Source organism: Aeromonas sp. 603404 (assembly GCF_049171775.1).
In the GTDB taxonomy this organism is placed as follows: Bacteria; Pseudomonadota; Gammaproteobacteria; order Enterobacterales; family Aeromonadaceae; genus Aeromonas; species Aeromonas veronii_A.
In genome coordinates, this window is record NZ_JAAKPE010000020.1 from 36,142 (window position 1) to 57,599 (window position 21,458).

General features: G+C 60.1%; 17 protein-coding genes. 5 read left to right on the plus strand and 12 right to left on the minus strand.

Going from position 1 to position 21,458, the window contains the following annotated elements; genetic code table 11:
* Positions 1–66 precede the first annotated feature (66 nt).
* The gene (locus tag G5306_RS19615; RefSeq protein ID WP_042080037.1) at positions 67–480 is read left to right on the plus strand and encodes a hypothetical protein; all 414 of its coding nucleotides are present in this window, start codon (positions 67–69) and stop codon (positions 478–480) included.
* Between the two features lie 54 nt (positions 481–534).
* On the opposite strand, the gene G5306_RS19620 is transcribed toward G5306_RS19615, so the two are convergent.
* From G5306_RS19620 to G5306_RS19670, 11 genes are all read right to left on the minus strand, one after another.
* Positions 535–1,122, minus strand: coding sequence for a hypothetical protein (locus G5306_RS19620; RefSeq protein ID WP_421313537.1), 588 nt, complete (start codon positions 1,120–1,122; stop codon positions 535–537).
* Positions 1,123–1,357: 235 nt separating this feature from the next.
* Entirely contained in the window at positions 1,358–2,662 is a 1,305-nt protein-coding gene (locus tag G5306_RS19625) for an NAD(P)/FAD-dependent oxidoreductase (RefSeq protein WP_421313539.1), read from the minus strand.
* A 159-nt stretch (positions 2,663–2,821) separates the two neighbouring features.
* Positions 2,822–3,901, minus strand: coding sequence for a class II fructose-bisphosphate aldolase (gene fbaA / locus G5306_RS19630; protein WP_005340963.1), 1,080 nt, complete (start codon positions 3,899–3,901; stop codon positions 2,822–2,824).
* Positions 3,902–4,016: 115 nt separating this feature from the next.
* Positions 4,017–5,180 (minus strand): phosphoglycerate kinase, encoded by a 1,164-nt coding sequence (locus G5306_RS19635; RefSeq protein ID WP_005335436.1) that lies wholly within the window; start codon positions 5,178–5,180, stop codon positions 4,017–4,019.
* Between the two features lie 61 nt (positions 5,181–5,241).
* Positions 5,242–6,252, minus strand: a complete 1,011-nt coding sequence (gene epd, locus G5306_RS19640) for an erythrose-4-phosphate dehydrogenase (protein WP_139402656.1) — start codon at positions 6,250–6,252, stop codon at positions 5,242–5,244.
* Positions 6,253–6,312: 60 nt separating this feature from the next.
* Positions 6,313–7,242, minus strand: coding sequence for an ROK family protein (locus tag G5306_RS19645; protein ID WP_270906106.1), 930 nt, complete (start codon positions 7,240–7,242; stop codon positions 6,313–6,315).
* A gap of 112 nt (positions 7,243–7,354) precedes the next feature.
* Positions 7,355–8,422: a uroporphyrinogen decarboxylase gene (gene hemE, locus G5306_RS19650; RefSeq protein ID WP_005335440.1), complete on the minus strand. Its 1,068-nt coding sequence runs from the start codon at positions 8,420–8,422 to the stop codon at positions 7,355–7,357.
* Between the two features lie 180 nt (positions 8,423–8,602).
* Positions 8,603–9,382 carry an NAD(+) diphosphatase gene (nudC, locus tag G5306_RS19655; protein ID WP_421313540.1) on the minus strand — a complete coding sequence of 260 codons (780 nt, stop codon included), beginning with the start codon at positions 9,380–9,382 and terminating at the stop codon, positions 8,603–8,605.
* 259 nt (positions 9,383–9,641) lie between these two features.
* Positions 9,642–12,806, minus strand: a complete 3,165-nt coding sequence (gene putA / locus G5306_RS19660; RefSeq protein ID WP_421313542.1) for a bifunctional proline dehydrogenase/L-glutamate gamma-semialdehyde dehydrogenase PutA — start codon at positions 12,804–12,806, stop codon at positions 9,642–9,644.
* Positions 12,807–13,119: 313 nt separating this feature from the next.
* Entirely contained in the window at positions 13,120–13,725 is a 606-nt protein-coding gene (locus tag G5306_RS19665) for a TIGR04211 family SH3 domain-containing protein (protein ID WP_216952951.1), read from the minus strand.
* Positions 13,726–13,872: 147 nt separating this feature from the next.
* Entirely contained in the window at positions 13,873–14,622 is a 750-nt protein-coding gene (locus G5306_RS19670; protein WP_266135366.1) for a potassium channel family protein, read from the minus strand.
* Between the two features lie 100 nt (positions 14,623–14,722).
* Here G5306_RS19670 and G5306_RS19675 point away from each other — a divergent pair, with 100 nt between their 5' ends.
* Positions 14,723–15,973, plus strand: coding sequence for a methyl-accepting chemotaxis protein (locus G5306_RS19675; protein WP_421313544.1), 1,251 nt, complete (start codon positions 14,723–14,725; stop codon positions 15,971–15,973).
* 140 nt (positions 15,974–16,113) lie between these two features.
* Here the strand turns inward: G5306_RS19675 and gltX are convergent, their stop codons facing one another.
* Positions 16,114–17,529: a glutamate--tRNA ligase gene (gene gltX, locus G5306_RS19680; RefSeq protein ID WP_421313546.1), complete on the minus strand. Its 1,416-nt coding sequence runs from the start codon at positions 17,527–17,529 to the stop codon at positions 16,114–16,116.
* Between the two features lie 260 nt (positions 17,530–17,789).
* On the opposite strand from gltX, the gene G5306_RS19685 reads away from it, so the two are divergent.
* The 3 genes from G5306_RS19685 (at position 17,790) to G5306_RS19695 (ending at position 21,144) form a co-directional block, all read left to right on the plus strand.
* Entirely contained in the window at positions 17,790–19,892 is a 2,103-nt protein-coding gene (locus G5306_RS19685) for a methyl-accepting chemotaxis protein (protein WP_421213425.1), read from the plus strand.
* Between the two features lie 99 nt (positions 19,893–19,991).
* Positions 19,992–20,660: a LysM-like peptidoglycan-binding domain-containing protein gene (locus G5306_RS19690; protein ID WP_005349384.1), complete on the plus strand. Its 669-nt coding sequence runs from the start codon at positions 19,992–19,994 to the stop codon at positions 20,658–20,660.
* A 274-nt stretch (positions 20,661–20,934) separates the two neighbouring features.
* Entirely contained in the window at positions 20,935–21,144 is a 210-nt protein-coding gene (locus G5306_RS19695) for a cold-shock protein (protein ID WP_005338972.1), read from the plus strand.
* The last annotated feature ends 314 nt before the right edge of the window (positions 21,145–21,458 follow it).

A 21,458-nucleotide genomic window follows, 5' to 3' on the forward strand; every position in this document is an offset into this window, starting at 1 on the left:
AGGTTTGCCGCCGCGCATTCGCGTGGCACAATCGCCCCTCTCGTTTTGTACTTGTCCGGAGTTTTGATGAAAAAGTGGTTCATCCCCCTGCTAGCCCTCTGGCTTTATGGCTGCAGTGCAGGGCCCGGTGAAGAGGATATCCGCCAGCAGGTCACCGCCAAGCTGCTGGCCGAGACAGACGCCAACCTGTTCGATATCAGCGACTTCACCATCCTCGGCAAGGAGGAGCGGATGGAGGGGGTCTATCTGGTCAAGGTGAGTTACCAGCTCCACTTCAAGCAGGGGCTCGATCAGTTGCAGGTGTTGCACGACGAGGACCTGGTCTACGACCGGGTAGGCCCCTTCCAGCAGGAGATGGGGCTGATGGAGCTCGAGCGCAAATATGGCGAGTTCGAGGCGGGCCAGGTGCTGCCACAAGAGGCCGAGGTGTGGATGATGAAGGACGAACAGGGGTGGCGACTGGCGGAACCGGCCCAATAAAGGGCTTTCCGCCCCTTATGCTCTGCAACTACTCTACTGCCGTTGCCAACCAGCTCAAACCTGGGTATCGACCCGATACCCTTTTCGCTCGGCAGGTTCGCTCGGCAGCTTGCTGGCCAACCCTGACAGCACCTCCTTGAGGGTAACCCCGCTCTCTGCCGCACCACTGCTCTCCAGCAGCTTGGTCAGCTGGCTCTGCAAGGGGTTCACCGCTTCACGCTCGGCTCCTGGCTCGCTCTCTTTGTCCTGTCCGCCCTGTTGATCCAGCGTATCCAGCAGGCGCTCCAGATCCCGTTTGAGCGAGTTTTCGCTGCTGTCGGCGATGGCGAGTTTGCGCTGTTCCTGCTCTTGCCGCTGTTGTTGCTGCAATGCCAACTGTTGCTCCTGCTGCTGTTGCAGGGAGCCCATCATGGTGTTGATGAATGCTTCCAGCGAATCCCTGATTGAAGCACTGCTCCCGCCGCCATCCGCCCCTTTCGGCGACAGCCCGAGCTTATCCAGCACAGCGCCAAGGTCGCGCACCAGGCTGTCATTGCCCGTTGATGGTGAAGTTGCAACCCTCTCCTGTGCCTGCACAGCGGGAGAACCCTGCCGTTGCGCCAGCGGGCTGAGCCCGCCTGACGCGACCACATTTATCTCCATCTTGGTCCTCCTCCCCCCGTCTCCAGCCCTTTCTCGGCAAATATTCGGCAATCTGTCAAATCCTTGCCCCTTGGCAGATAACCGCTCTCACACCTAAAAGATAGCGCCAACGGGACGAGATTGGCGCGAATGCATCTTTTGGTCTATAGGGCGGAACGATAGTGCCAACCCGCTATAAACAAGGGCTGGCAAGGGGGCTTAGTTCAGCCATCACTGCGCAGGCTGACAATGGGGGTCAGAAGATATCCTTCATCCGGTGCCACAGCATACCCAAAGCCAGCAGCGGGGAGCGCAGCGCCGGGCCGCCGGGGAAGGTGATATGGGGCACGCTGGCAAAGAGATCGAAACCCCGGCTCTCGCCGCGGATCGCCTCGGCTACCAGCTTGCCCGCCATATGGGTGGCGTTGAGGCCGTGACCCGAATAGGCCTGGGCGTAGAACACGTTTGGGTATTCCTTCAAGCGGCCAATCTGCGGCAGCCGGTTGGCGCCAATCCCGATCATGCCGCCCCACTGAAACTCGATGGCGGTACCAGCCAGCTCGGGGAAGACCCGCAGCATCTTGGGCAACATGAAGGCCTTGATGTCGCGGGGATCCCTTCCCGAGTAGTTGCAGGCGCCGCCAAACAGCAGGCGACCGTCAGCGGAGAGGCGGTAGTAGTCGAGCGCCACGTTCTGATCGCACACCGCCATGTTTTGCGGTAGCAATCGCTGGCGCAAGCGGCGATCGAGCACCTCGGTGGCGAGGATGTAGGAGCCCGCGGGTAGCACCCGCCCTCCCAGCTCCGGATTGAGGTCGTTGAGATAGGCGTTGCAGCCGATCACCAGATAGTCGGCAGTGACCCGCCCATGAGCCGTGGTCACCTCTACCTGCTTGCCGTAATCGATATGGGTCACTCTGGAGTGTTCAAACAGGGAAACCCCGAGGCTGGCAGCGGCGCGCGCCTCGCCGAGCGCCAGATTGAGGGGATGGAGATGGCCGGAGCCCATGTCGATAAGGCCGCCGATATAGCGATCCGACCCCACCACGCTATGGATATCTTCCCGCGGCACCAGTTTGAGTTCGTGCTCATAGCCAAGGCTCGCCAGATGGTCGAGATCCTCCTCGAAACCTGCCAGATGGCGCTGACGGGTGGCCAGATCGCAGTAACCCCAGGTGAGGTCACACTCGATATTGAAACGCTCAACCCGCTCGCGCACCAGCTGCACCGCCTCCAGCCCCATCAGGTCGAGTTCGCGCACCCCTTCCTCACCAATCCAGCGGGCGAACTGGCTGGTATCGTGACCGATACCGCGAATAAGCTGGCCGCCGTTGCGCCCCGACGCCCCCCAGCCGATACGGTTGGCCTCCAGCAAGGCGACCTTGTAACCGGCATCAGCCAGATTGATGGCGGTATTGAGACCGGTAAAGCCGCCGCCGATGATGCAGACGTCAGCCTTGTGCTCCCCCTCCAGCTCGGGCCACTGTTGCGAGTCGTTGCGGGTGGCCGCGTAGTAGGAGGCGACGTGCTCCTGATATCCGTTGTGCTTTCCTGCCTGCATACTCAGCATCCTGCCTTGGTTGCAAATTGTTTAATAAAATAAGCAAAGTTGTTTCGATAATACCCAGTTCCCCCTCCACTCACCAACCGGTGCGGATCACAGAAATGCAAAAGGCGCCCCGAAGGGCGCCTTTTCATGCAATCAAGGTGCGGTAACGAATTACAGTACGTCGATGGCGTTCAGGTCGGAGAATGCTTTCTCCAGACGAGCGATCATGGAAGTCTGACCTTCACGCAGCCATACGCGCGGATCGTAGTACTTCTTGTTCGGCTTGTCGGCGCCTTCCGGGTTGCCCAGCTGGCCTTGCAGGTAAGCTTCGTTCTTCTTGTAGAAGTTCAGCAGACCTTCCCAGGTTGCCCACTGGGTGTCGGTGTCGATGTTCATCTTCACTACGCCGTAGGAGATGGACTCGCGGATCTCTTCCAGAGTGGAACCTGAACCACCGTGGAATACGAAGTCCAGAGACTTGGCTGGAACGCCAAACTTCTCGGAAACGTACTTCTGGGAAGCGTCCAGGATGGACGGGGTCAGTTTGACGTTACCCGGCTTGTATACACCGTGTACGTTGCCGAAGGAGGCAGCGATGGTGAAACGCGGGCTGATCTTGGACAGACGCTCGTAAGCGTAAGCAACATCTTCCGGCTGGGTGTACAGAGCGGACTGATCCATGTGGCTGTTGTCGACGCCGTCTTCTTCGCCACCGGTGCAACCCAGTTCCAGCTCCAGAGTCATGTTCATCTTGGCCATGCGGGTCAGGTACTCGCAGCAGATGTCGATGTTCTCTTCCAGAGACTCTTCGGACAGATCCAGCATGTGGGAGGAGAACAGCGGCTTGCCGGTTTCAGCAAAGTGCTTCTCGCCCGCTTCCAGCAGACCGTCGATCCACGGCAGCAGCTTCTTGGCAGCGTGGTCGGTGTGCAGGATTACCGGCACGCCGTAGGCTTCGGCAACAGCGTGAACGTGCTTGGCACCAGAGATGGCACCCAGGATGGCAGCTTTCTGACCTTCCAGCTTCAGACCCTTACCGGCGGTGAACACGGCACCACCGTTGGAGAACTGAACGATAACCGGCGCTTTAACCTTGGCGGCAGCTTCCAGTACGGCGTTCACGGAGTCGGTACCAACGCAGTTTACGGCCGGCAGAGCAAAGCCGTTCTCTTTAGCGATGGCGAACACTTTCTGAACGTCATCACCAGTGATCACGCCGGGTTTTACGAAGTCGAAAATTTTCTTAGACATGTTTAATCGTCCTGTCTCGTATGCCGTTAATAAAAAATGGGGGGTTCATCATGAACCGGCACAGCGGGCACATGATAAACGAAACGGGAGGCTTTTGCCCCCCGTTCCGGGTCAATTAGGCTTTGGCGCGCTGTTCCAGAATCGCAACAGCCGGCAGTACCTTGCCTTCTACGAACTCCAGGAAGGCGCCGCCGCCAGTGGAGATGTAGGAGACTTTGTCAGCGATGCCGAACTTGTCGATGGCAGCCAGGGTGTCGCCACCGCCAGCGATGGAGAAGGCCGGAGAAGCAGCGATGGCTTCAGCGATAACCTTGGTGCCTTCAGCGAACTGGTCGAACTCGAACACGCCAACCGGACCGTTCCACAGGATGGTCTTGGCGTTCATGATGATGTCAGCCAGGGCCTTGGCAGAATCCGGGCCGATGTCGAAGATCATGTCGCCGTCGGTCACGTCAGAGACGGACTTGATGGTCGCCGGAGTGGACTCGGAGAACTCGGCACCTACAACCACGTCGGTGGTCACAGGAATGTTGGTCTCGGCAGCCAGTTTCTTGGCGGTGTCGATCAGGTCGTGCTCGCACAGGGACTTGCCGACGTTGTGACCGGCAGCAGCGATGAAGGTGTTGGCGATGCCACCACCGACAACCAGCTGGTCAGCGATTTTGGAGAGGGATTCCAGAACGGTCAGCTTGGTGGAGACCTTGGAGCCGCCAACGATGGCAACCATCGGGCGCTCGGGCTTCAGCATGGCTTTGCCCAGCGCTTCCAGTTCACCCGCCAGCAGCGGACCGGCACACGCGACCGGAGCGAACTGGGCAACACCGTAGGTGGAACCTTCGGCGCGGTGAGCAGTACCGAACGCATCCATTACAAAGACGTCACACAGGGCGGCGTATTTTTTGGCCAGCTCTTCGGTGTTCTTCTTCTCGCCTTTGTTGAAGCGGCAGTTTTCCAGCACAACCAGCTCACCGGCAGCGACTTCTACGCCATCCAGGTAATCCTTGGCCAGGCGAACCGGGCAGGACAGAGCGTCTTTCAGATAGTTGACAACCGGAGCCAGGGAGAATTCTTCGTTGTATTCACCCTCGGTCGGACGACCCAGGTGGGAGGTGATCATCAGCTTGGCGCCCTTTTCCAGAGCCAGCTTGATGGTCGGCAGAGTCGCAACGATACGTGCATCGGAGGTGACCTTGCCGTCTTTTACCGGTACGTTCAGGTCAGCACGGATCAGAACGCGTTTACCCGCCAGATCCAGGTCAGTCATCTTGATAACAGACATATTCAGTCCTCTATATTTTCCAGGTAATGTTAAAAACAGTAACCTTTCGCCCGGGGCAGGCTCAGCCTGCGGCCATCATGGCCCGGGTGGTATCCAGCATCCGGTTTGCGAAGCCCCATTCGTTATCGCACCACATCAACATCTTGACGAGGTTGGCATCGCTCACCCGGGTCTGGGTACCATCAATGATGCAGGAGTGTGCATCATGATTGAAGTCTACGGAGACCAGAGGTTCTTCCGTGTAATCCAGAATACCGTGTAATGTACCTCTGGATGCCCGTTGCAGGGCTTGATTTACGTCACTAACTGTCACTTTTTTACGAACAGTAATACTCAGATCCATCGCTGTTACATTGATGGTCGGCACCCGCACCGCGATCGCCTCGAACTTGCCGGCGAAGTGGGGCAGGATGCGCTCCAGCCCCTTTGCCAGCTTGGTATCCACCGGAATGATGGACTGACTGGCAGCGCGGGTTCGGCGCAAGTCACTGTGGTAGGCATCGATGACTTGCTGATCGTGCATGGCCGAATGAATTGTCGTAATAGTACCACAATTTATCTCGAATTCTCGATGCAATGTTTCAATCACCGGCACCACGCAGTTGGTGGTACAGGAGGCGTTGGAGACGATCCGCTCCGCTCCGGTGAGGGTATGATGGTTTACCCCGTAGACCACGGTGGCATCCACATCGGCATCCGCCGGGTGGGAGAAGAGCACCTTGCCCGCCCCCGCCGCCAGATGCAGCTCGGCATCGGCCCGCGAGCCGAATACCCCGGTGCAATCGAGCACCACATCGACCCCCAGCGCCCGCCACGGCAGCTTTGACGGATCCCGCTCGGCAAACAGGGAGATGAGATCCTCCCCCACCAGCATGCTGTTGCCCGCCAGTTGCACCGGATGGTGGAAGCGACCGTGACTGGTATCGTAACGGGTCAGGTGCACCATGGCCTCGGGGGCCGCCAGCTCGTTGATGGCGACGATCTTGATGGTCTTGTCGCGCCCGCTTTCATAGAGGGCTCGCAACACGTTGCGACCGATCCGCCCGTAACCATTGATGGCAATCTTGATCATCGAGAATCCGTTTCCTTGAACCAGCAACAAGACGGCGCACCGGCCGCCCGGGAGCCCCGGCTACGACAGCAGGGCCTCCTTGAATTCACCGCGGGCCAGCAGTGCGGCCCCGAATACCCCGGCACTGTCACCCAGGGCAGGAGCAATAATGGGGGTTGCGAAGCGGGGATTAAAGAGGAAAGGCAAAATTGTCTGCCGCCCGGCGCTGTAAAGGCTCTGCACATTGCCCACCCCACCGCCGATGACGATCACATCCGGGTCGAGAATGTTGACCACATTGGCCAGCGCCTGACCAAACAGCAGGTGCAGCCGGTCGATGGTGAGCCTGGCCACATGATCGTGAGCCGTGGCGGTCGCGATTTGGGCGAGCGAGAGGTGGCGCTTGGCCTTCGCCTCGTACCAAGCCTCCAGCGCCGGGCCGCTGATCAGGGTCTCGACGCAGCCACGCTTGCCGCAGTAGCACTCGGGGCCATCAGGGGAAAGCACGTTGTGGCCCCACTCACCGGCGATGCCGTGGTGGCCGTTGAGGATCTGGCCGTTGATGACGATACCGGAGCCGACCCCGGTGCCCATGATGATGCCGAATACAACCTTGGCATCGGGATGGTGCTGACGCACCGCCCCCAGATGAGTTTCTGCCAGCGCGAAGCAGTTGGCATCGTTGGCGATCAGCACCGGCACGCCCAGCTTGCGTTCCAGATCCTCCTTGAACGGCTTGCCGTTGAGCTCGGTGGTGTTGCAGTTCTTCATCAGGCCGGTCTGCGGATCCCGCGCCCCCGGCGTGCCCATACCGATGACAGCCGGGCACTGGCCAATCTTCTCGGCACACTCATCCACCAGCTTGGCGATCTGGCCGATCATATGGTCATAACCGCCCGCCCGCTCGGTGGGGATGCGATGGCGCAGCAGCACCTCGTCGCCATCCAGCACCACACATTCACACTTGGTACCGCCAAGATCGATACCCCAATCCAGTGACTTGCTGCTCATCTTGCCTCCTGCACGGCCGCCACGCTCTCGTCGTCGCAGCGCCATTTTTTAATGTAAAACGGGGCCTGACGGCCCCGGATATCAAACAAACTCTTCTTCTCTCGCCCCGGCCTTAGCGACCGTGGTACTGGGCTGAGAGCTCGTGTACCGCGTTGACGAACACACCGGCATGTTCCGGGTTCACATCCTGATGGATGCCGTGGCCGAGGTTGAAGACGTGGCCATTGCCGTGACCGAAACCGGCCAGAATGGAGGCGACCTCTTCACGGATGCGAGCTGGAGTGGCGTAGAGCATGGAGGGATCCATGTTGCCCTGCAGCGCCACCTTGTCACCGACCCGACGCTTGGCGTCGGCGATGTCGGTGGTCCAGTCCAGACCCAGCGCATCGCAACCGGTGGCGGCGATCTGCTCCAGCCACTGACCGCCGTTCTTGGTGAACAGGGTGACCGGCACACGGCGACCGTCGTGCTCGCGGATCAGGCCATCGACAATCTTGTGCATGTACTGCAGGGAGAAATCGCGGTAATCGCGCGGGGTGAGCACGCCTCCCCAGGTGTCGAACACCATGACCGCCTGGGCACCCGCCTTGATCTGGGCGTTGAGATAGGCAATCACGCTGTCGGCCAGCTTGTCGAGCAGCAGGTGCAGGGTTTGCGGCTCTGCGTACATCATCTGCTTGATCTTGGTGAACGCCTTGGAGCTGCCCCCCTCCACCATGTAGGTGGCCAGAGTCCATGGGCTGCCGGAGAAGCCGATGAGCGGCACTTCACCCTTCAGCTCGCGGCGGATGGTGCGCACCGCATTCATCACGTAGCCCAGCTCATCTTCCGGATCCGGAATGGGCAGCGCCTGCACGTCGGCCATGGAGGTGATCGGACGCTCGAAACGCGGGCCTTCACCCTGCTCGAAGTAGAGACCGAGCCCCATGGCATCGGGCACGGTCAGGATGTCGGAGAAGAGGATGGCGGCATCGAGCGGGTAGCGGCGCAGCGGCTGCAGGGTGACTTCACAGGCCAGCTCGGCATTGCGGCACAGAGACATGAAATCCCCCGCCTGGGCGCGAGTCGCCTTGTATTCCGGCAGATAACGGCCAGCCTGGCGCATCATCCATACCGGGGTCATGTCCACGTCCTGACGCAGCAAAGCGCGCAGGTATCGATCGTTCTTCAGCTCTTTCATCCCAGTTCCTGAGTTCGTATCACGCATAAAATGGCGGCCATAATACCACTTTGCCCACCGGATCGGACTGCCCAAAACGTGGCAAATGGACGCGCGGTTGCAAAGATGTGAAGGGGCGCAAACCAGAGCGCCCCGTTTTTAAAAAGAAGTGCAAAAAGGTTGGCGAAAAGATAAGCGCCGTTACCCCTCGCCAGCCAGTGACAACTCGATCAGCCGCCGGGCGATGGTGCCGTGAGGTGGCAAACGCGGCAAGCGGTCGGCGGTAAAGAAATCGGCGGCCACCAGTTCGTCATCCTGCACCCGGATCTCGCCGCTCTCGTAGTCGGCGGTAAAGCCCATCATCAGGCTGTGGGGGAAAGGCCAGGGCTGGCTCGCCACATAGCGCACATTGCGCACCCGGATGCCGCTCTCCTCAAACACCTCCCGTGCCACGCACTGCTCAAGGTCCTCTCCCGCCTCCACAAAGCCGGCCAGCACGGTATACATGGGATCGTCCGCCTGATAGTGACGGCGATGGGCCGCCAGCAGGATCTCCGCCCCCTTGCGCACCGCCACGATAATGCAGGGTGAAATGCGCGGATAGGCCGTGTGGCCGTGGTGGCACACCTGCGCCCACTCCCCCGCCTTCGGGGTCATGGGGGCGCCGCACTCACCACAGAAACGGTGGGTGCGGCGGAAGGCAACGAGCTGCCAGGCGCGGCCCGCGAGACGAAAGCCCTCCTCGTCCCCCGCCACCATCAGCTGGCGCAGGGGGGCCATCATAGTCGTGTCGGCCTCAGCCCCCAGATCCAGCAGATAGCAGGGCAGCCCCTGCCACTCGTCAAAACGCTCGAAAGGGGCGTCAGCCAGCGCTGCGGGCAGGCACGCTTTACTACCCTGTGGCACCTGACCCTGCTGATCGAGCAGTACCAGATGATCGCCCCCCAGCACGAACCAGCGGGCTTGTTCAGTTAATGACATCGGATAAACACTCTCGTTAAGTCAGATTAAACAACGCCACGGTCACAGCAGGCTGCAGCAGGGGCAAAATAGCGCGAATGGGCCCCATCTTACGACTGGCAAGCGCCACTGACGACCCCGCCGCCACAACAAAATCGTCTCCGATCTTCTCCCCGCCGGGGCCAAAACTGGCGAGCAAGAGGAGCATACCAACAAAGAGGCCGCCCGAAGGCGGCCCGCTGTTATCCGGTATCCCGTATCCGGCCTCTATCGACGCTGATCAGGCATCGCCCATCGCCAACAGGGAGGCGTTGCCGCCCACCGCCGTGGTGTTGATGGTACGGGTCTTCTCGGTAACAAACCGCCCGAGATAGTGGGGGCCACCCGCCTTGGGGCCGGTGCCGGAGAGTCCCTGGCCGCCGAACGGCTGCACCCCGACCATGGCGCCGATCTGGTTGCGGTTGATGTAGACGTTGCCCACGTTGATGCGGCTCGCCAGCTCCTCCGCGTGGGATTCGTTGCGGCTGTGGATCCCGAGCGTCAGGCCGTAGCCGGTGCCGTTGATGTCGCTGATCACCTTGTCCAGATCCCGAGTCGCGTAGCGCACCACGTGCAGGATGGGGCCGAACTGCTCCTTGGCCAGCTCGCGGATGGAGCCGATCTCCAGCGCGGTCGGCTGGACGAAGTGTCCCTCCATGGTCGCGGCGGGCATCGGCGCCTGGGCAATCAGGCGAGCGCGCGGGATCATGTAGGCGAGATGAGCATCAAGACCGGCCTTGGCATCGGCATCGATCACCGGGCCGACATCGGTGTGGTGCTCGGCCGGGTTGCCCACTTTCAGCTCCTGCATGGCACCGGTGAGGATCTCCAGCACTCGCTCGGCGATCTCCTCCTGCAGGTAGAGCACCCGCAGGGCCGAGCAGCGCTGACCGGCGCTCTGGAAGGCGGCGCTCACCACGTCGCGCACCACCTGCTCCGGCAGGGCGGTGGAGTCGACGATCATGGCGTTCTGGCCGCCGGTCTCGGCGATAAGCGGCAGGATGGCGCCATCGCGCTGGGCCAGGGTCATGTTGATGAGCTTGGCGGTCTCGGTGGAGCCGGTGAAGCAGACGCCGCCGATGCGCGGATCCGCCGTCAGCTTGGCACCCACGGTGGCGCCGTCACCGGGCAGCAGTTGCAGCACGTCGCCCGGAATACCGGCCTGATGGGCCAGAGTCACCGCCAGATGGGCGATAAGGCCGGTCTGCTCCGCCGGTTTGGCTATGACGGTATTGCCGGTGGCCAGCGCAGCGGCGATTTGGCCGAGGAAGATCGCCAGCGGGAAGTTCCACGGGCTGATGCAGACAAAGACACCGCGCCCCTGCAGGAACAGCTCGTTCTGCTCGCCGGTATAACCGGGCAACAGGGTCGCCTGCCCCATCAGGCCGCGGGCCTGCACCGCGTAGTAGCGGCAGAAATCGACCGCTTCACGCACCTCGTCGATGCCATCTTGCAGCAGCTTGCCCGCCTCGCGGGTACAGAGGGAGACAAACTGCTCGCGGTTCGCTTCCAGCAGATCCGCCAGCTTCTCCAGCGCGGCAGCACGCTCGCTTACCGGGGTGTCACGCCAGCGCGGGAAGGCAGCGTGGGCGGATGCCAAGGCCTGCTCCACCGCCTGCTCGTCGGCCCAGTGGATCTTGCCGACGGTGAGGCTCACATCCTGCGGGCTCAGCACGGTGCGTGCCTCGCTGCGTTTGAGGGTCTCGCCATCGACGATGGGGCCCGCCAGCCACTGCTTGCTCTCCAGCTCTTTCAAGCGGGCGAAGAAGGGGCGCTGGATGGAGAGGATGTTCATGTTGACGCCACTGGAGTTCTTGCGGTCGCTGAACAGGTTCACCGGCTGCGGAATCCGGTCGTTGGCAAAGCCGGAGTAGCGCTTGAGGGTGCGCAGCGGATGCTCGGCCAGTGAATCTACCGGGGTGTTGGGGTCCACCAGCTTGTGAACGAAGGAGGTGTTGGCCCCGTTCTCCAGCAGGCGGCGCACCAGATAGGGCAGCAGATCCTTGTGGGCGCCGACCGGCGCATAGATGCGGCAGTGCAGGCCGGGATTGTCGTTCAGCACGGCGTTGTGCAGCTCCTCGCCCATGCCGTGCAGACGCTGGAATTCAAACTGGCGATCACCGGCCATCTCCAGAATGCTGACCACGGTATTGGCGTTGTGGGTGGCGAACTGGGGAGCGATAAAGCCGCGAGTCGGCTCGCTCAGCAGGTAGCGGGCGCAGGCGAGGTAGGAGATATCGGTGCCCGCCTTGCGGGTAAAGAGCGGGTAGCCGGGCAGGCCCGCCTGCTGGGCATATTTCAGTTCGCTGTCCCAGTAGGCGCCTTTTACCAGTCGCACCGGAATGAGGTCACCCTGCTCGCGGGCCAGTGCGGTGAGCCAGCAGAGTACCGGCAGGGCGCGCTTGGAGTAAGCCTGCACCACCATGCCGAGCTTGCCCCAGCCACGGTTGGCGTCGGAGCGGTAGAGCTGCTCGAACAGATCCAGCGACAGCTCGAGTCTGTCCATCTCCTCGGCGTCGATGCTGATGGCCACATCCTTGTCGCGGGCCAGACGCACCAGCCCCACCAGCCGCTCGCACATTTCACCGAGCACCCGTTCGCGGTTGGCCACGTCATATCGCGGATGGAGTGCCGAGAGCTTGATGGAGATGGAGGGGGCCGGGCCGCCGTCGCTGACCCGCTCGTTGCCCACCGCCTCGATGGCGTTGCGGTAATCGGTCAGATACTTGTCGGCATCCTGCATGGTCAGCGCAGATTCACCCAGCATGTCGTAGGTATGGGTGTAGCCCAGCTCGCGGGATTTGCGGCTCGCCTTGAGCGCCTCCTTCATGTCGCGCCCCAGCACGAACTGCTTGCCCATGATCTTCATGGCGGCATACATGGCGGATCGCACCACCGGCTCCCCCAGCTTGTTGACCATGCGCCCCAGCAGGTTGGCCGGGTTGCCGTCGAGCTTTTTGTCGAGCTTGATAATCTTGCCGGTCAGCATCAGCCCCCAGGTGGAGGCGTTGACCAGAGTAGAGTCGCTCTTGCGGAAATGAGATGACCAGTTGGCGCCGGAGAGCTTGTCCTTGATCAGGGCGTCAGCGGTCTCGGCATCGGGAATGCGCAGCAGCGCCTCGGCCAGACACATCAGGATAATCCCCTCCTGGGTATCCAGGCTGTACTCCTGCAGGAAGGCGTCGATACCGTCACCGGAGCCGCTCTCCTTGCGCACCTTGGTCACCAGAGTACGGGCACGCTGGGTCACCTGCTCCAGCGAGGCGCCATCCCCCGGCAGCATGGCCGACAGTTCGGCCAGATAGGCATTTTCATCCACCACATAGTTCTGGGTGATGGCTTCGCGCAGGGCGGCCAGATCAGAGGGGATATAGTCAGCGGCAAGTACTTGAGTAGCTTTGAACATATGGGGTCTTCCTGTACGCCCTAAGGCTGATATCGACAAAGGCGGTCGCGCCGCCGAAACGCCGACAATGTATACAATATCCTCCCCTATATGAAATGAATTTGTTGCCACTCTTTAACAAAGATCGCTAATTCACCCTATTCATTCCCTTTTGAAGCCAGCCCGCCAATAAACATGAGGGTCATCTGACTTCATTTTGTATACGATCTGCCGCCGCTCTATCGCAAAGCAGCCACCCATCCCCCCAATACGCCCCAAAAAAAGAAGGGCCGCCACGGCGACCCTTCTCATCAATTTATTCAGCCAAATGCTGTCAGTTCATCCAGCGATCGCCACGACTGCGACGACGGGGCAGCATGGGCAGCAGGATACCAAGCAGGATACCGGCCCCCACCATGGCACCACCACGGATAAACCAGTCCATCTGCATGTCGTGTTCCTGGTTGTCGTAGCTCTGGGTCAGGGCATCATTCTGCTCTTTGAGATTGCTCATCTCCTCACCCTGACTGACCAACTGGGCCTTGAGAGCGGCGATCTCCTTGCTCTGGGCAGCGATCTGGCCATCCTTTTCGGTAAAGCGTTTCTCGTTGTCACCGTTGAGATTTTGCAGGCGGGCCTTGAGCTCATCCCGCTCCTTTTCAACCTGAGGGAGCCGCTCACGCAAGCTGGGCTCACTCTGTAGTTCGCTGCTTTTTATCCACCCTTCGCGGCCACGCCCGTCCACCACCTGGGTGAATCCGGCCTCGCCGTTCACCGCCTTCACCTCCAGCGGTTCACCAGCCTTGACGCTACCGAGGATCCGGTACTGGGTACCCGGACCATTGTGGATATAGGTAAAGATGTTGTCTGAAACATAACGGGTATCGGCCAGTGCCTGTTGGGCACACAAGCAGATCAAAATCCCGAGAAGGGCGCGCATGGTCGATCGGTTCTCTTTTTCTGGTTTGGACAAGAGGTTGAATGTTAAGCCGCCAGCAGGCTAAAGGACAAGCAAAGAAAAAGCAGCGCCCCCCCGGATATAAAGCGCGGAGTTGCGAGTCACCTCGCAACTTGCCCGCCCTTGGCCTCACTTGTTTTTTAGCTCCCGCACCTCGCTGCGCAGGGCGCGGATCTCTCGCAGCAACTCCTCTTGCTGGTTGTTGTAGTGATGACGCCACTTGTCGGTCTCGCTCTCCTTGGCAGGCTGCAAAAAGATGCTGGCCATAAAACCGCTTATGGCACCAAACAGACCGACCCCGAACAGGATCAGCAGGCTGGCGACAAAACGCCCCTCCTCGGTCTTGGGTACCAGATCGCCATAGCCCACGGTCGACAGGGTCACCAGCGTCCACCAGAAGGCGTCATAGGGGGTCTCAATCTGGCTGCCGGGCTGGCCCGACTCAATCCAGTACATGACGCCGGAGCCCAATCCCAGCAGCAGGACGAAGAGGAAGAGGATGCCGGAGAGGGTGGTCTCGTTGCGCTCGCGACGGAACATGGCCCAGAGATCCGGGTGCTCCTTGAACAGTTGATAGACCCGCCACAACTGGAGCAGTCGGGCCCAACGCAGCTGCTCCACCATCGGCAGACTACCCGGCAGATAGAACCAGTTTGCCTTGAAGTAGGCTTTGCGGTCTGGAGCACGGATCCAGCCATAAGCAAAATGCGCGAGGAAGAAGTAGCAGATCAGACTGTCCAGGTCATAGAAGAGCTGCAGGGTCTGGGGAGTCAGGGTTTCGTGGCCCCACCAGCGGGCCGTCACCAGCAGAACCGAGACAATCGACAGAAATGCCATCAGCAGATCCATCGCCCGTAGATGAGTTAAGTGATGTCGCATACATTTTCCAACTTTAAGCACAGTGCGAATTAATAAAAGAGAAGATAATGCCGATAGCCTTGAGGGCAAAGGAAAAGCGATATTCAAAGGAGATTTTACGATGCAGTTGAACCTGCTGGAGAAGCGGATGAGCAACATTCGGCTGGTGCCGAAAGTGGTGTTGCTGATGGTGGTGAGTACCATTTTGCTACTGACCAAACTCTGGTTTGATACCAACAATCTGGAGACCACCCTGCTCAGCGAGGGGCTTGATCCGGACAAAGCCAACGCCATTGCCGACCGCCTGCTCTGGAGCGGCCTGATGGAGACCACCATCATGGGGCTGCTGTTCGTGATCCTGCTGATGACCGGTTCCCGCCTGATGGTCAAGCAGGTGCACTATCTGGTGGATCTGCTGGAGCGCTTCGCCAAGCGGGATCTCAGTCACAAGGTGTTGCTCAAATCTCGGGATGAATTCGGTGACATCGCCAAGGCGGTCTCCCACTCGCAGGAGAACCTCAAAGCAGTGTTTAACAACCAGCGCGCCGCCTGCCAGGAGCTCAACGACATCGCCTCTCAGGTCACCCTCTGCATGGAGGAGACCAACGAAGCGATCAACGAAGAGTTCACCCAGATCGAACAGCTGGCGAGCGCCATGAGCCAGATGGTCGGCGCCATTCGCGAAGTGGCTGCCCATGCGGATCAGGCCTCTCACGCCACCGCCGAAACCAGCCAGCTGGCGGAAGAGGGAAGCCGCTGCGTCGCCGATACCGTCAGCACCATCGACACCCTCTCCGGCAACATCCAGCGCTCCGCCACCGTGGTCAACGAGGTGGAGCAGGGGGTCGAGCGCATTGGCTCTGTGGTCGACACCATTCGCGGCATCTCGGAGCAGACCAACCTGCTGGCACTGAACGCCGCCATCGAAGCGGCTCGCGCCGGTGAAGCGGGTCGTGGCTTTGCCGTGGTGGCCTCCGAAGTGCGCGAGCTGGCCAACCGGGCTCAGGCCGCCACCGTCGAGATCCAGAAGATGATCGAACAGCTGCAGGGCAATGCCCATCAGGCTGGCGAACTGATGGCCCAAAGCGTACAGCAGGCCGACAAGGGGGTGGAACAGGTGACCCAGGCCGGTACCCAGCTCGCCACCATAGTGCAGCGGGTACAGGGTGTCGCCGACATGAACCGCCACATCGCCGCCGCCTCCGAGCAGCAGAGCTCGGTCGCCGAAGAGATGCGCGGCAATCTGGAACAGGTCAAGCAGATTGCCGAAGGCTCCGTCGTGGTGCTGCGCGAGCTGCAAGAGGCCTCCGAGCTGGTCGAACAGCACAGCAAGGAGCTCGACAGCCAGATCCACTCCTTCAAGCTCGCCTGACTGCTCGCCCTGGTCGGGCATGACCGCGTTGTGCCCTGCCGCCGCTCCCGGCCATAAAAAAATCCGAAACCAGTGGTTTCGGATTTTTTCTATCGGACAAAGGGCAGGCTCGGCTATCGCCTTGCCCACTCTTGCACAACTTACTCGGCAGCCATACGGGCTTCGATGTAAGCCAGTGCGCGGTCGATACGCGCCAGTACGCGCTCCTTGCCCACCAATGCCATTACGGCGTCGATGGCAGGGGATTGACCCAGACCGGTGACGGCCACACGCAGCGGCATACCAACCTTGCCCATGCCCTGACCCAGCTCGGCGGCAGTGGCTTCAATCAGCTCGTGCAGCGCTTCGGTAGTCCAGCTATCCAGTGCAGCCAGCTTGGTTTTGGCCAGAGCCAGCGGCTCGGCAGCCACGCCGCGCAGGTGCTTCTTGGCAGCGGCTTCGTCGATGGCCTCGTACTCTTCGAACAGGTAGCGGCTCTGGGCGGCCATCTCGACCAGGGTGTTGCAGCGCTCGGCCAGCAGGGTGACCACGTCGGCCAGCGCCGGGCCATTGCTGGTGTCGATCTTCTGGTTTTCCATGTGCCATGCCAGATGCTTGGCAACATAGGCCGGATCCAGGCTGCGCATGTAGTGGTTGTTCAGCCACAACAGCTTGTCGGTGTTGAAGGCGGAGGCAGACTTGGAGATGGCATCCAGGCTGAACAGCTTGATCATCTCTTCCAGGCTGAAGATCTCCTGATCGCCGTGGGACCAGCCCAGACGCACCAGATAGTTCAGCAGCGCTTCCGGCAGGTAGCCGTCGTCGCGGTACTGCATCACGGAGACTGCACCATGGCGCTTGGAGAGCTTGGCACCGTCGTCACCCAGGATCATGGATACGTGGGCAAATTCCGGTACCGGCGCGTTCAGCGCCTTATAGATGTTGATCTGGCGCGGGGTGTTGTTGATGTGGTCTTCGCCACGTACCACGTGGGTGATCTCCATATCCCAGTCATCGACCACTACGCAGAAGTTGTAGGTCGGCGCGCCGTCGGTACGGCGGATGATCAGATCGTCCAGCTCGGTGTTGGCGAACTCGATGCGGCCACGGACGTGGTCATCGAACACCACGGAACCTTCGGTCGGGTTGCGGAAGCGAATCACGTGCGGCGCATCGGCCGGGTGATCGTGGGCATGATCGCGGCACTTGCCGTCATAACGGGGCTTCTCGCCGTTGGCCATCTGGCCTTCGCGCAGCGCTTCCAGACGCTCTTTGGAGCAGTAGCACTTGTAGGCGCGGCCATCGGCCAGCATCTCGTCGATCAGCGCGTTGTAGCGATCGAAGCGCTTGGTTTGGTAGTAGGGGCCCTCATCCCAGTTCAGCCCCAGCCATTCCATGCCCTCAATGATGGCGTCGATCGCCTCCTGAGTGGAACGTTCCAGGTCGGTATCCTCAATACGCAGCACGAACTCACCGCCCTGGTTCTTTGCAAACAACCAGGAATAGAGTGCGGTACGGGCACCGCCGACATGCAAAAAGCCGGTCGGGCTGGGAGCAAAACGGGTTTTGACTTTCATCTTTAAGCCTTGTGTAGAGGGCCTTGGGCCAATTCGTTAGAAAAAACCGTCGCATTTTAGCACCGACAAAGACGGATGGGAAAACCATGAAGTGGCAACAGGGCCTGGTAGCGGGGAAAATTTGACCCTTCTCACCTGCCCATCAATCTTTGAAGGGGATCGCAAAACAAAATCCCCATTTCCGATTTGCTATGGGAAGTGTTGGAGAGCTGCCTCCTCCGGCCGATATCCAAATAGCGCTCACCAACAAGGAAGAGACGATGCAGTTCCGTTCGATCCAAAACCGCATTCTAGTGATGGCCGGGATTGCCATGACCACCGCCCTGGTCATCCTGATCCTGCTCAACCAATACTCCGGCCAACAGACCCAACAACTGACCATCAGCTCCAGCCGTGAAGCGCTGCAGCAGGAGGCTTGGCAGAAGGTCAGCGCCAATGCCCGCGCCGAGGCGGCCACCATCACCCAACTGCTGCAAAAGGGGCTCTCCTATACCCAACAGATGGCCAGCGCCCTCGCCCTGCAACAGCAGGGCAAACTGCCGCTGGATCGCCAGCAGGCCACCGACCTGCTCAAGGCACAACTGGCGCTGGAGCCGCAACTCTATGGCGCCTTTGCCGGCTTTGAGCCCAACGGTTTCGACGGTCAGGATGCCGCCTTCGTCGGGCAGAGTACGCTGGGCAGTGACGACAAGGGGCGCTTCGTGCCCTACTTCTATCGCGACAAGGATCAAATCGGTACCGATCTGCTGCTCTCCATCGACAAGACCGACCCGGACGAATTCGGCAATCCCGCCAACGACTACTACGCCTGCCCGAAACGGGAAGGGCGCTCTTGTCTGATCGATCCCTTCAAGGTGGATATCAACGGTCAGCAGGTGCTGGTGAGCACTATCACCACCCCCATCATGGTGGATGGTCAGTTCAAGGGGATCGCAGCGCTGGATCTGGCGGTGGACTCCATCAGTCGTCAGGCCAAGAGCCTCAACAGCAATATCTATGATGGCCAGGGGGAGACCCTGATCGTCAGCGCCGCCGGTGTCATCACCGGCACCAGCGGTGATGCCAGCCAGCTCGGCAGCAGCGCAAGTAAGGTGCTGGGCAACCAGTGGCAGCAGTACCTGAAACCGGAAGTGCAGCGTCAGGAGCTGGACGAGTCATTCCGTATTTCCGTCCCCATCATGGTGCCGGGAATGAGCCGCAACTGGGCCATCATCGTCACCCTGCCCTACAAGGTGGTACTGGCGGGGGCCGATCAACTGGAAAGCCAGCTGAGCGACATGAACCAGGCAGCCATGACCCAGCAATTGGTGGGTGCCGTTATCGTACTGGTGCTGGCGCTGGCCACCATGCTGGTGATTGCCCGCAGCATCACCGGCCCTATCCGTCAGATGGTCAGCCTGGTGGATGACATCGCCGATGGTGAAGGGGACCTCACCAAACGCCTCACGACCCGATCTGTCGATGAGCTGGGGGATCTCGCCAAGGGGATCAACCGCTTTATCGACAAGCTGCAAGGGCTGCTCGGGGATGTGCTCAAGACTGCCAGCGAGGTGAACCGTTATGCCGGTGATACCGACCGCATCGCCGGTCAGACCGACAACAACCTGCAGCACCATCAAGCGGAGATGGAGCAGATGCTGACCGCGGTACAGGAGATGTCCTACGTCAGTCAGGAGGTCGCCACCCACGCCAACAATACCGCCGACTCGGCCAAACAGGCGCAAAGCGCTGCCGATCAGGGCAAGGAGCGCTTCCAGCAGGTGATCCAGTCGATGCACAAGGTCGCGGCAGAAGCCGGTAAAGGGGCCGAAGTGGTGGAAGGGCTGGCTCACGACAGCGCCCAGATCACCAGCATCCTCACCGTCATTCAGGGGATTGCCGACCAGACCAACCTGCTGGCCCTCAACGCCGCCATCGAGGCTGCACGGGCTGGCGAGCAGGGCCGCGGCTTTGCGGTGGTGGCCGACGAGGTGCGCAAACTGGCGGGCAACACCCAGCAGGCGGTGCAGAACACCCAGGAGTTGATCGAGAAGATCCGCCTCAGCTCCACCAATGCAGTCAACGCCATCACCCAGAGCCAGCAGCTGACCCATCAGGCGGTGGGCGAAGCGGATCTGGCGGAAGAGGCGCTCGGCAGCATCTACCAGGCCATCTCCACCATCAACGACATGACCTATCAGATCGCTTCCGCCGCCGAAGAGCAGAGCTCGGTCTCAGAAACCGTCTCCGGCAACCTGTCAAAAACCAACGCACTGGCCAACGACATTGCTCAGGATGCGACCGAAACGGCCAAAGCCAGTCAGGCTTTGCGTCAGGCTGCCGACAAATTGCAGCAATTATTGGGTCAATTTCGTCTCAGCTGATAATTTTCCGCCTCAGGACTCTCCCCCTCGGGGGCGAGTCCGTTTACCATAGGCGACGAATTTGCCTGATGGCAGGCAATGTAGTGAGAGGTAAATGCCGTGCCCACCCCGGACCGTCGCCCACGAGGCCATAACAGACGAGCCCAGCAGCGTCGCCAAGACGAATCACAAGGATCCCTGCTCCATCGCATCAATGCCGCGACCCTGTCCCTGCGCCAACGTTTTGGCCAAGGGATGAGCAACCTCGGCCAACGCCGCCAGGATGCCAAAGCAGGCAAATTCAAGCTGTCCAGCCCGCTGCCCCGCAAAAACACCATAGGTCTGCTGATCCTGATCCCGCTCTGGTTGCTGGTACTGGCCTGGGAGCCGGCACCATCCGTTCCCAAAGCAGCCCCTTCCGGCTCGCTGGAAGTGCCGCTGGCCGTACCTGCTCAAGCTCTAACTGTCGGTAATGGCGCGGCAGGCAGTGCCCCCGCGGCAGCCAAGCCGGTCGAAGAGAAGGTCAACGGTACCTGGCTGCAACACGATGTGCAGGCGGGTGAGACCCTCTACTCCATCTGGCGTAAATTCGAGTTGCCGGGTGCCGAGCTGAGCCGCCTGATCGCCATCGAGGGACCGGATCGCCCCCTGACCCGCCTGCAATCGGGCCGCTCTATCTTCATCCTGGTGGACGACACCCGCCGCATCCAGCGGGTGGAGATCCGCTCCTACGGTCAGGCGGTTTATCGCTACGACCGGCAGGGCGAAGGGTTCGCCCTCAAGGAATAATAAAAACGGGAGGCGCTGGCCTCCCGTTTTTTTCAGTCAAATATCTTCAAATAAGCTACTGACTTCACAATATTTTTAGCTTGTTCAAAAAACGAAAGGGGTCAAATTGACAAGGATCGGCGCTAACGTACAATCGTTTGTGCTTTAGACAGGGATTGTTCTACGTGCTACTGGGACAAAGAGACGTGGTCAGTCATGAGCCAACCCCTGCTTGCAAGGCAAATGCAGCCCAGCACGGGCTTAGTTTCATTTTGTTATTGATAGGATTTAGCACATGTCTGACATTCGCACCGGCCAGGTAAAATGGTTCAACGAAACCAAGGGTTTTGGCTTTATTGAACAATCCCAGGGTCCGGACGTATTCGTTCACTTCTCCTCCATCCAGAGCACCGGTTTCAAAACTCTGGCTGAAGGTCAAAAAGTCCAGTTCACTGTGACCCAGGGCAAAAAAGGCCCTCAGGCTGAAAACGTTACTCTGGTCTAAGCCCGCGCCAGTGAATCATGCAGGAGGAGCCAAGGCCCCTCCTCTTTTTTGCCCGCAATTCTCGCCTTCCACCACCAGTCACAACCGCTTGCCTCGTACAATCCGCACCATGAGCCCACATCCCCTTCCTGTTGGCAGGAGGTGGTAGAGACGCGCCTAGTAAACGCCAGATACGACAAAGCATCGCAGCGCGATGTGATGGGTAATTCAAAGGGATTATGAAAGCTTCGAAGAGAGATTGGAGCGGGAAACGAGACTCGAACTCGCGACCCCGACCTTGGCAAGGTCGTGCTCTACCAACTGAGCTATTCCCG

What these genes read in the sequence shown, in the direction of transcription:
- G5306_RS19615 (WP_042080037.1), top strand. Translation starts at nt 67, where the DNA reads ATGAAAAAGTGGTTCATCCCCCTGCTAGCCCTCTGGCTTTATGGCTGC.
- G5306_RS19620 (WP_421313537.1), bottom strand. Translation starts at nt 1,122, where the DNA reads ATGGAGATAAATGTGGTCGCGTCAGGCGGGCTCAGCCCGCTGGCGCAA.
- G5306_RS19625 (WP_421313539.1), bottom strand. Translation starts at nt 2,662, where the DNA reads ATGCAGGCAGGAAAGCACAACGGATATCAGGAGCACGTCGCCTCCTAC.
- fbaA (WP_005340963.1), bottom strand. Translation starts at nt 3,901, where the DNA reads ATGTCTAAGAAAATTTTCGACTTCGTAAAACCCGGCGTGATCACTGGT.
- G5306_RS19635 (WP_005335436.1), bottom strand. Translation starts at nt 5,180, where the DNA reads ATGTCTGTTATCAAGATGACTGACCTGGATCTGGCGGGTAAACGCGTT.
- epd (WP_139402656.1), bottom strand. Translation starts at nt 6,252, where the DNA reads ATGATCAAGATTGCCATCAATGGTTACGGGCGGATCGGTCGCAACGTG.
- G5306_RS19645 (WP_270906106.1), bottom strand. Translation starts at nt 7,242, where the DNA reads ATGAGCAGCAAGTCACTGGATTGGGGTATCGATCTTGGCGGTACCAAG.
- hemE (WP_005335440.1), bottom strand. Translation starts at nt 8,422, where the DNA reads ATGAAAGAGCTGAAGAACGATCGATACCTGCGCGCTTTGCTGCGTCAG.
- nudC (WP_421313540.1), bottom strand. Translation starts at nt 9,382, where the DNA reads ATGTCATTAACTGAACAAGCCCGCTGGTTCGTGCTGGGGGGCGATCAT.
- putA (WP_421313542.1), bottom strand. Translation starts at nt 12,806, where the DNA reads ATGTTCAAAGCTACTCAAGTACTTGCCGCTGACTATATCCCCTCTGAT.
- G5306_RS19665 (WP_216952951.1), bottom strand. Translation starts at nt 13,725, where the DNA reads ATGCGCGCCCTTCTCGGGATTTTGATCTGCTTGTGTGCCCAACAGGCA.
- G5306_RS19670 (WP_266135366.1), bottom strand. Translation starts at nt 14,622, where the DNA reads ATGCGACATCACTTAACTCATCTACGGGCGATGGATCTGCTGATGGCA.
- G5306_RS19675 (WP_421313544.1), top strand. Translation starts at nt 14,723, where the DNA reads ATGCAGTTGAACCTGCTGGAGAAGCGGATGAGCAACATTCGGCTGGTG.
- gltX (WP_421313546.1), bottom strand. Translation starts at nt 17,529, where the DNA reads ATGAAAGTCAAAACCCGTTTTGCTCCCAGCCCGACCGGCTTTTTGCAT.
- G5306_RS19685 (WP_421213425.1), top strand. Translation starts at nt 17,790, where the DNA reads ATGCAGTTCCGTTCGATCCAAAACCGCATTCTAGTGATGGCCGGGATT.
- G5306_RS19695 (WP_005338972.1), top strand. Translation starts at nt 20,935, where the DNA reads ATGTCTGACATTCGCACCGGCCAGGTAAAATGGTTCAACGAAACCAAG.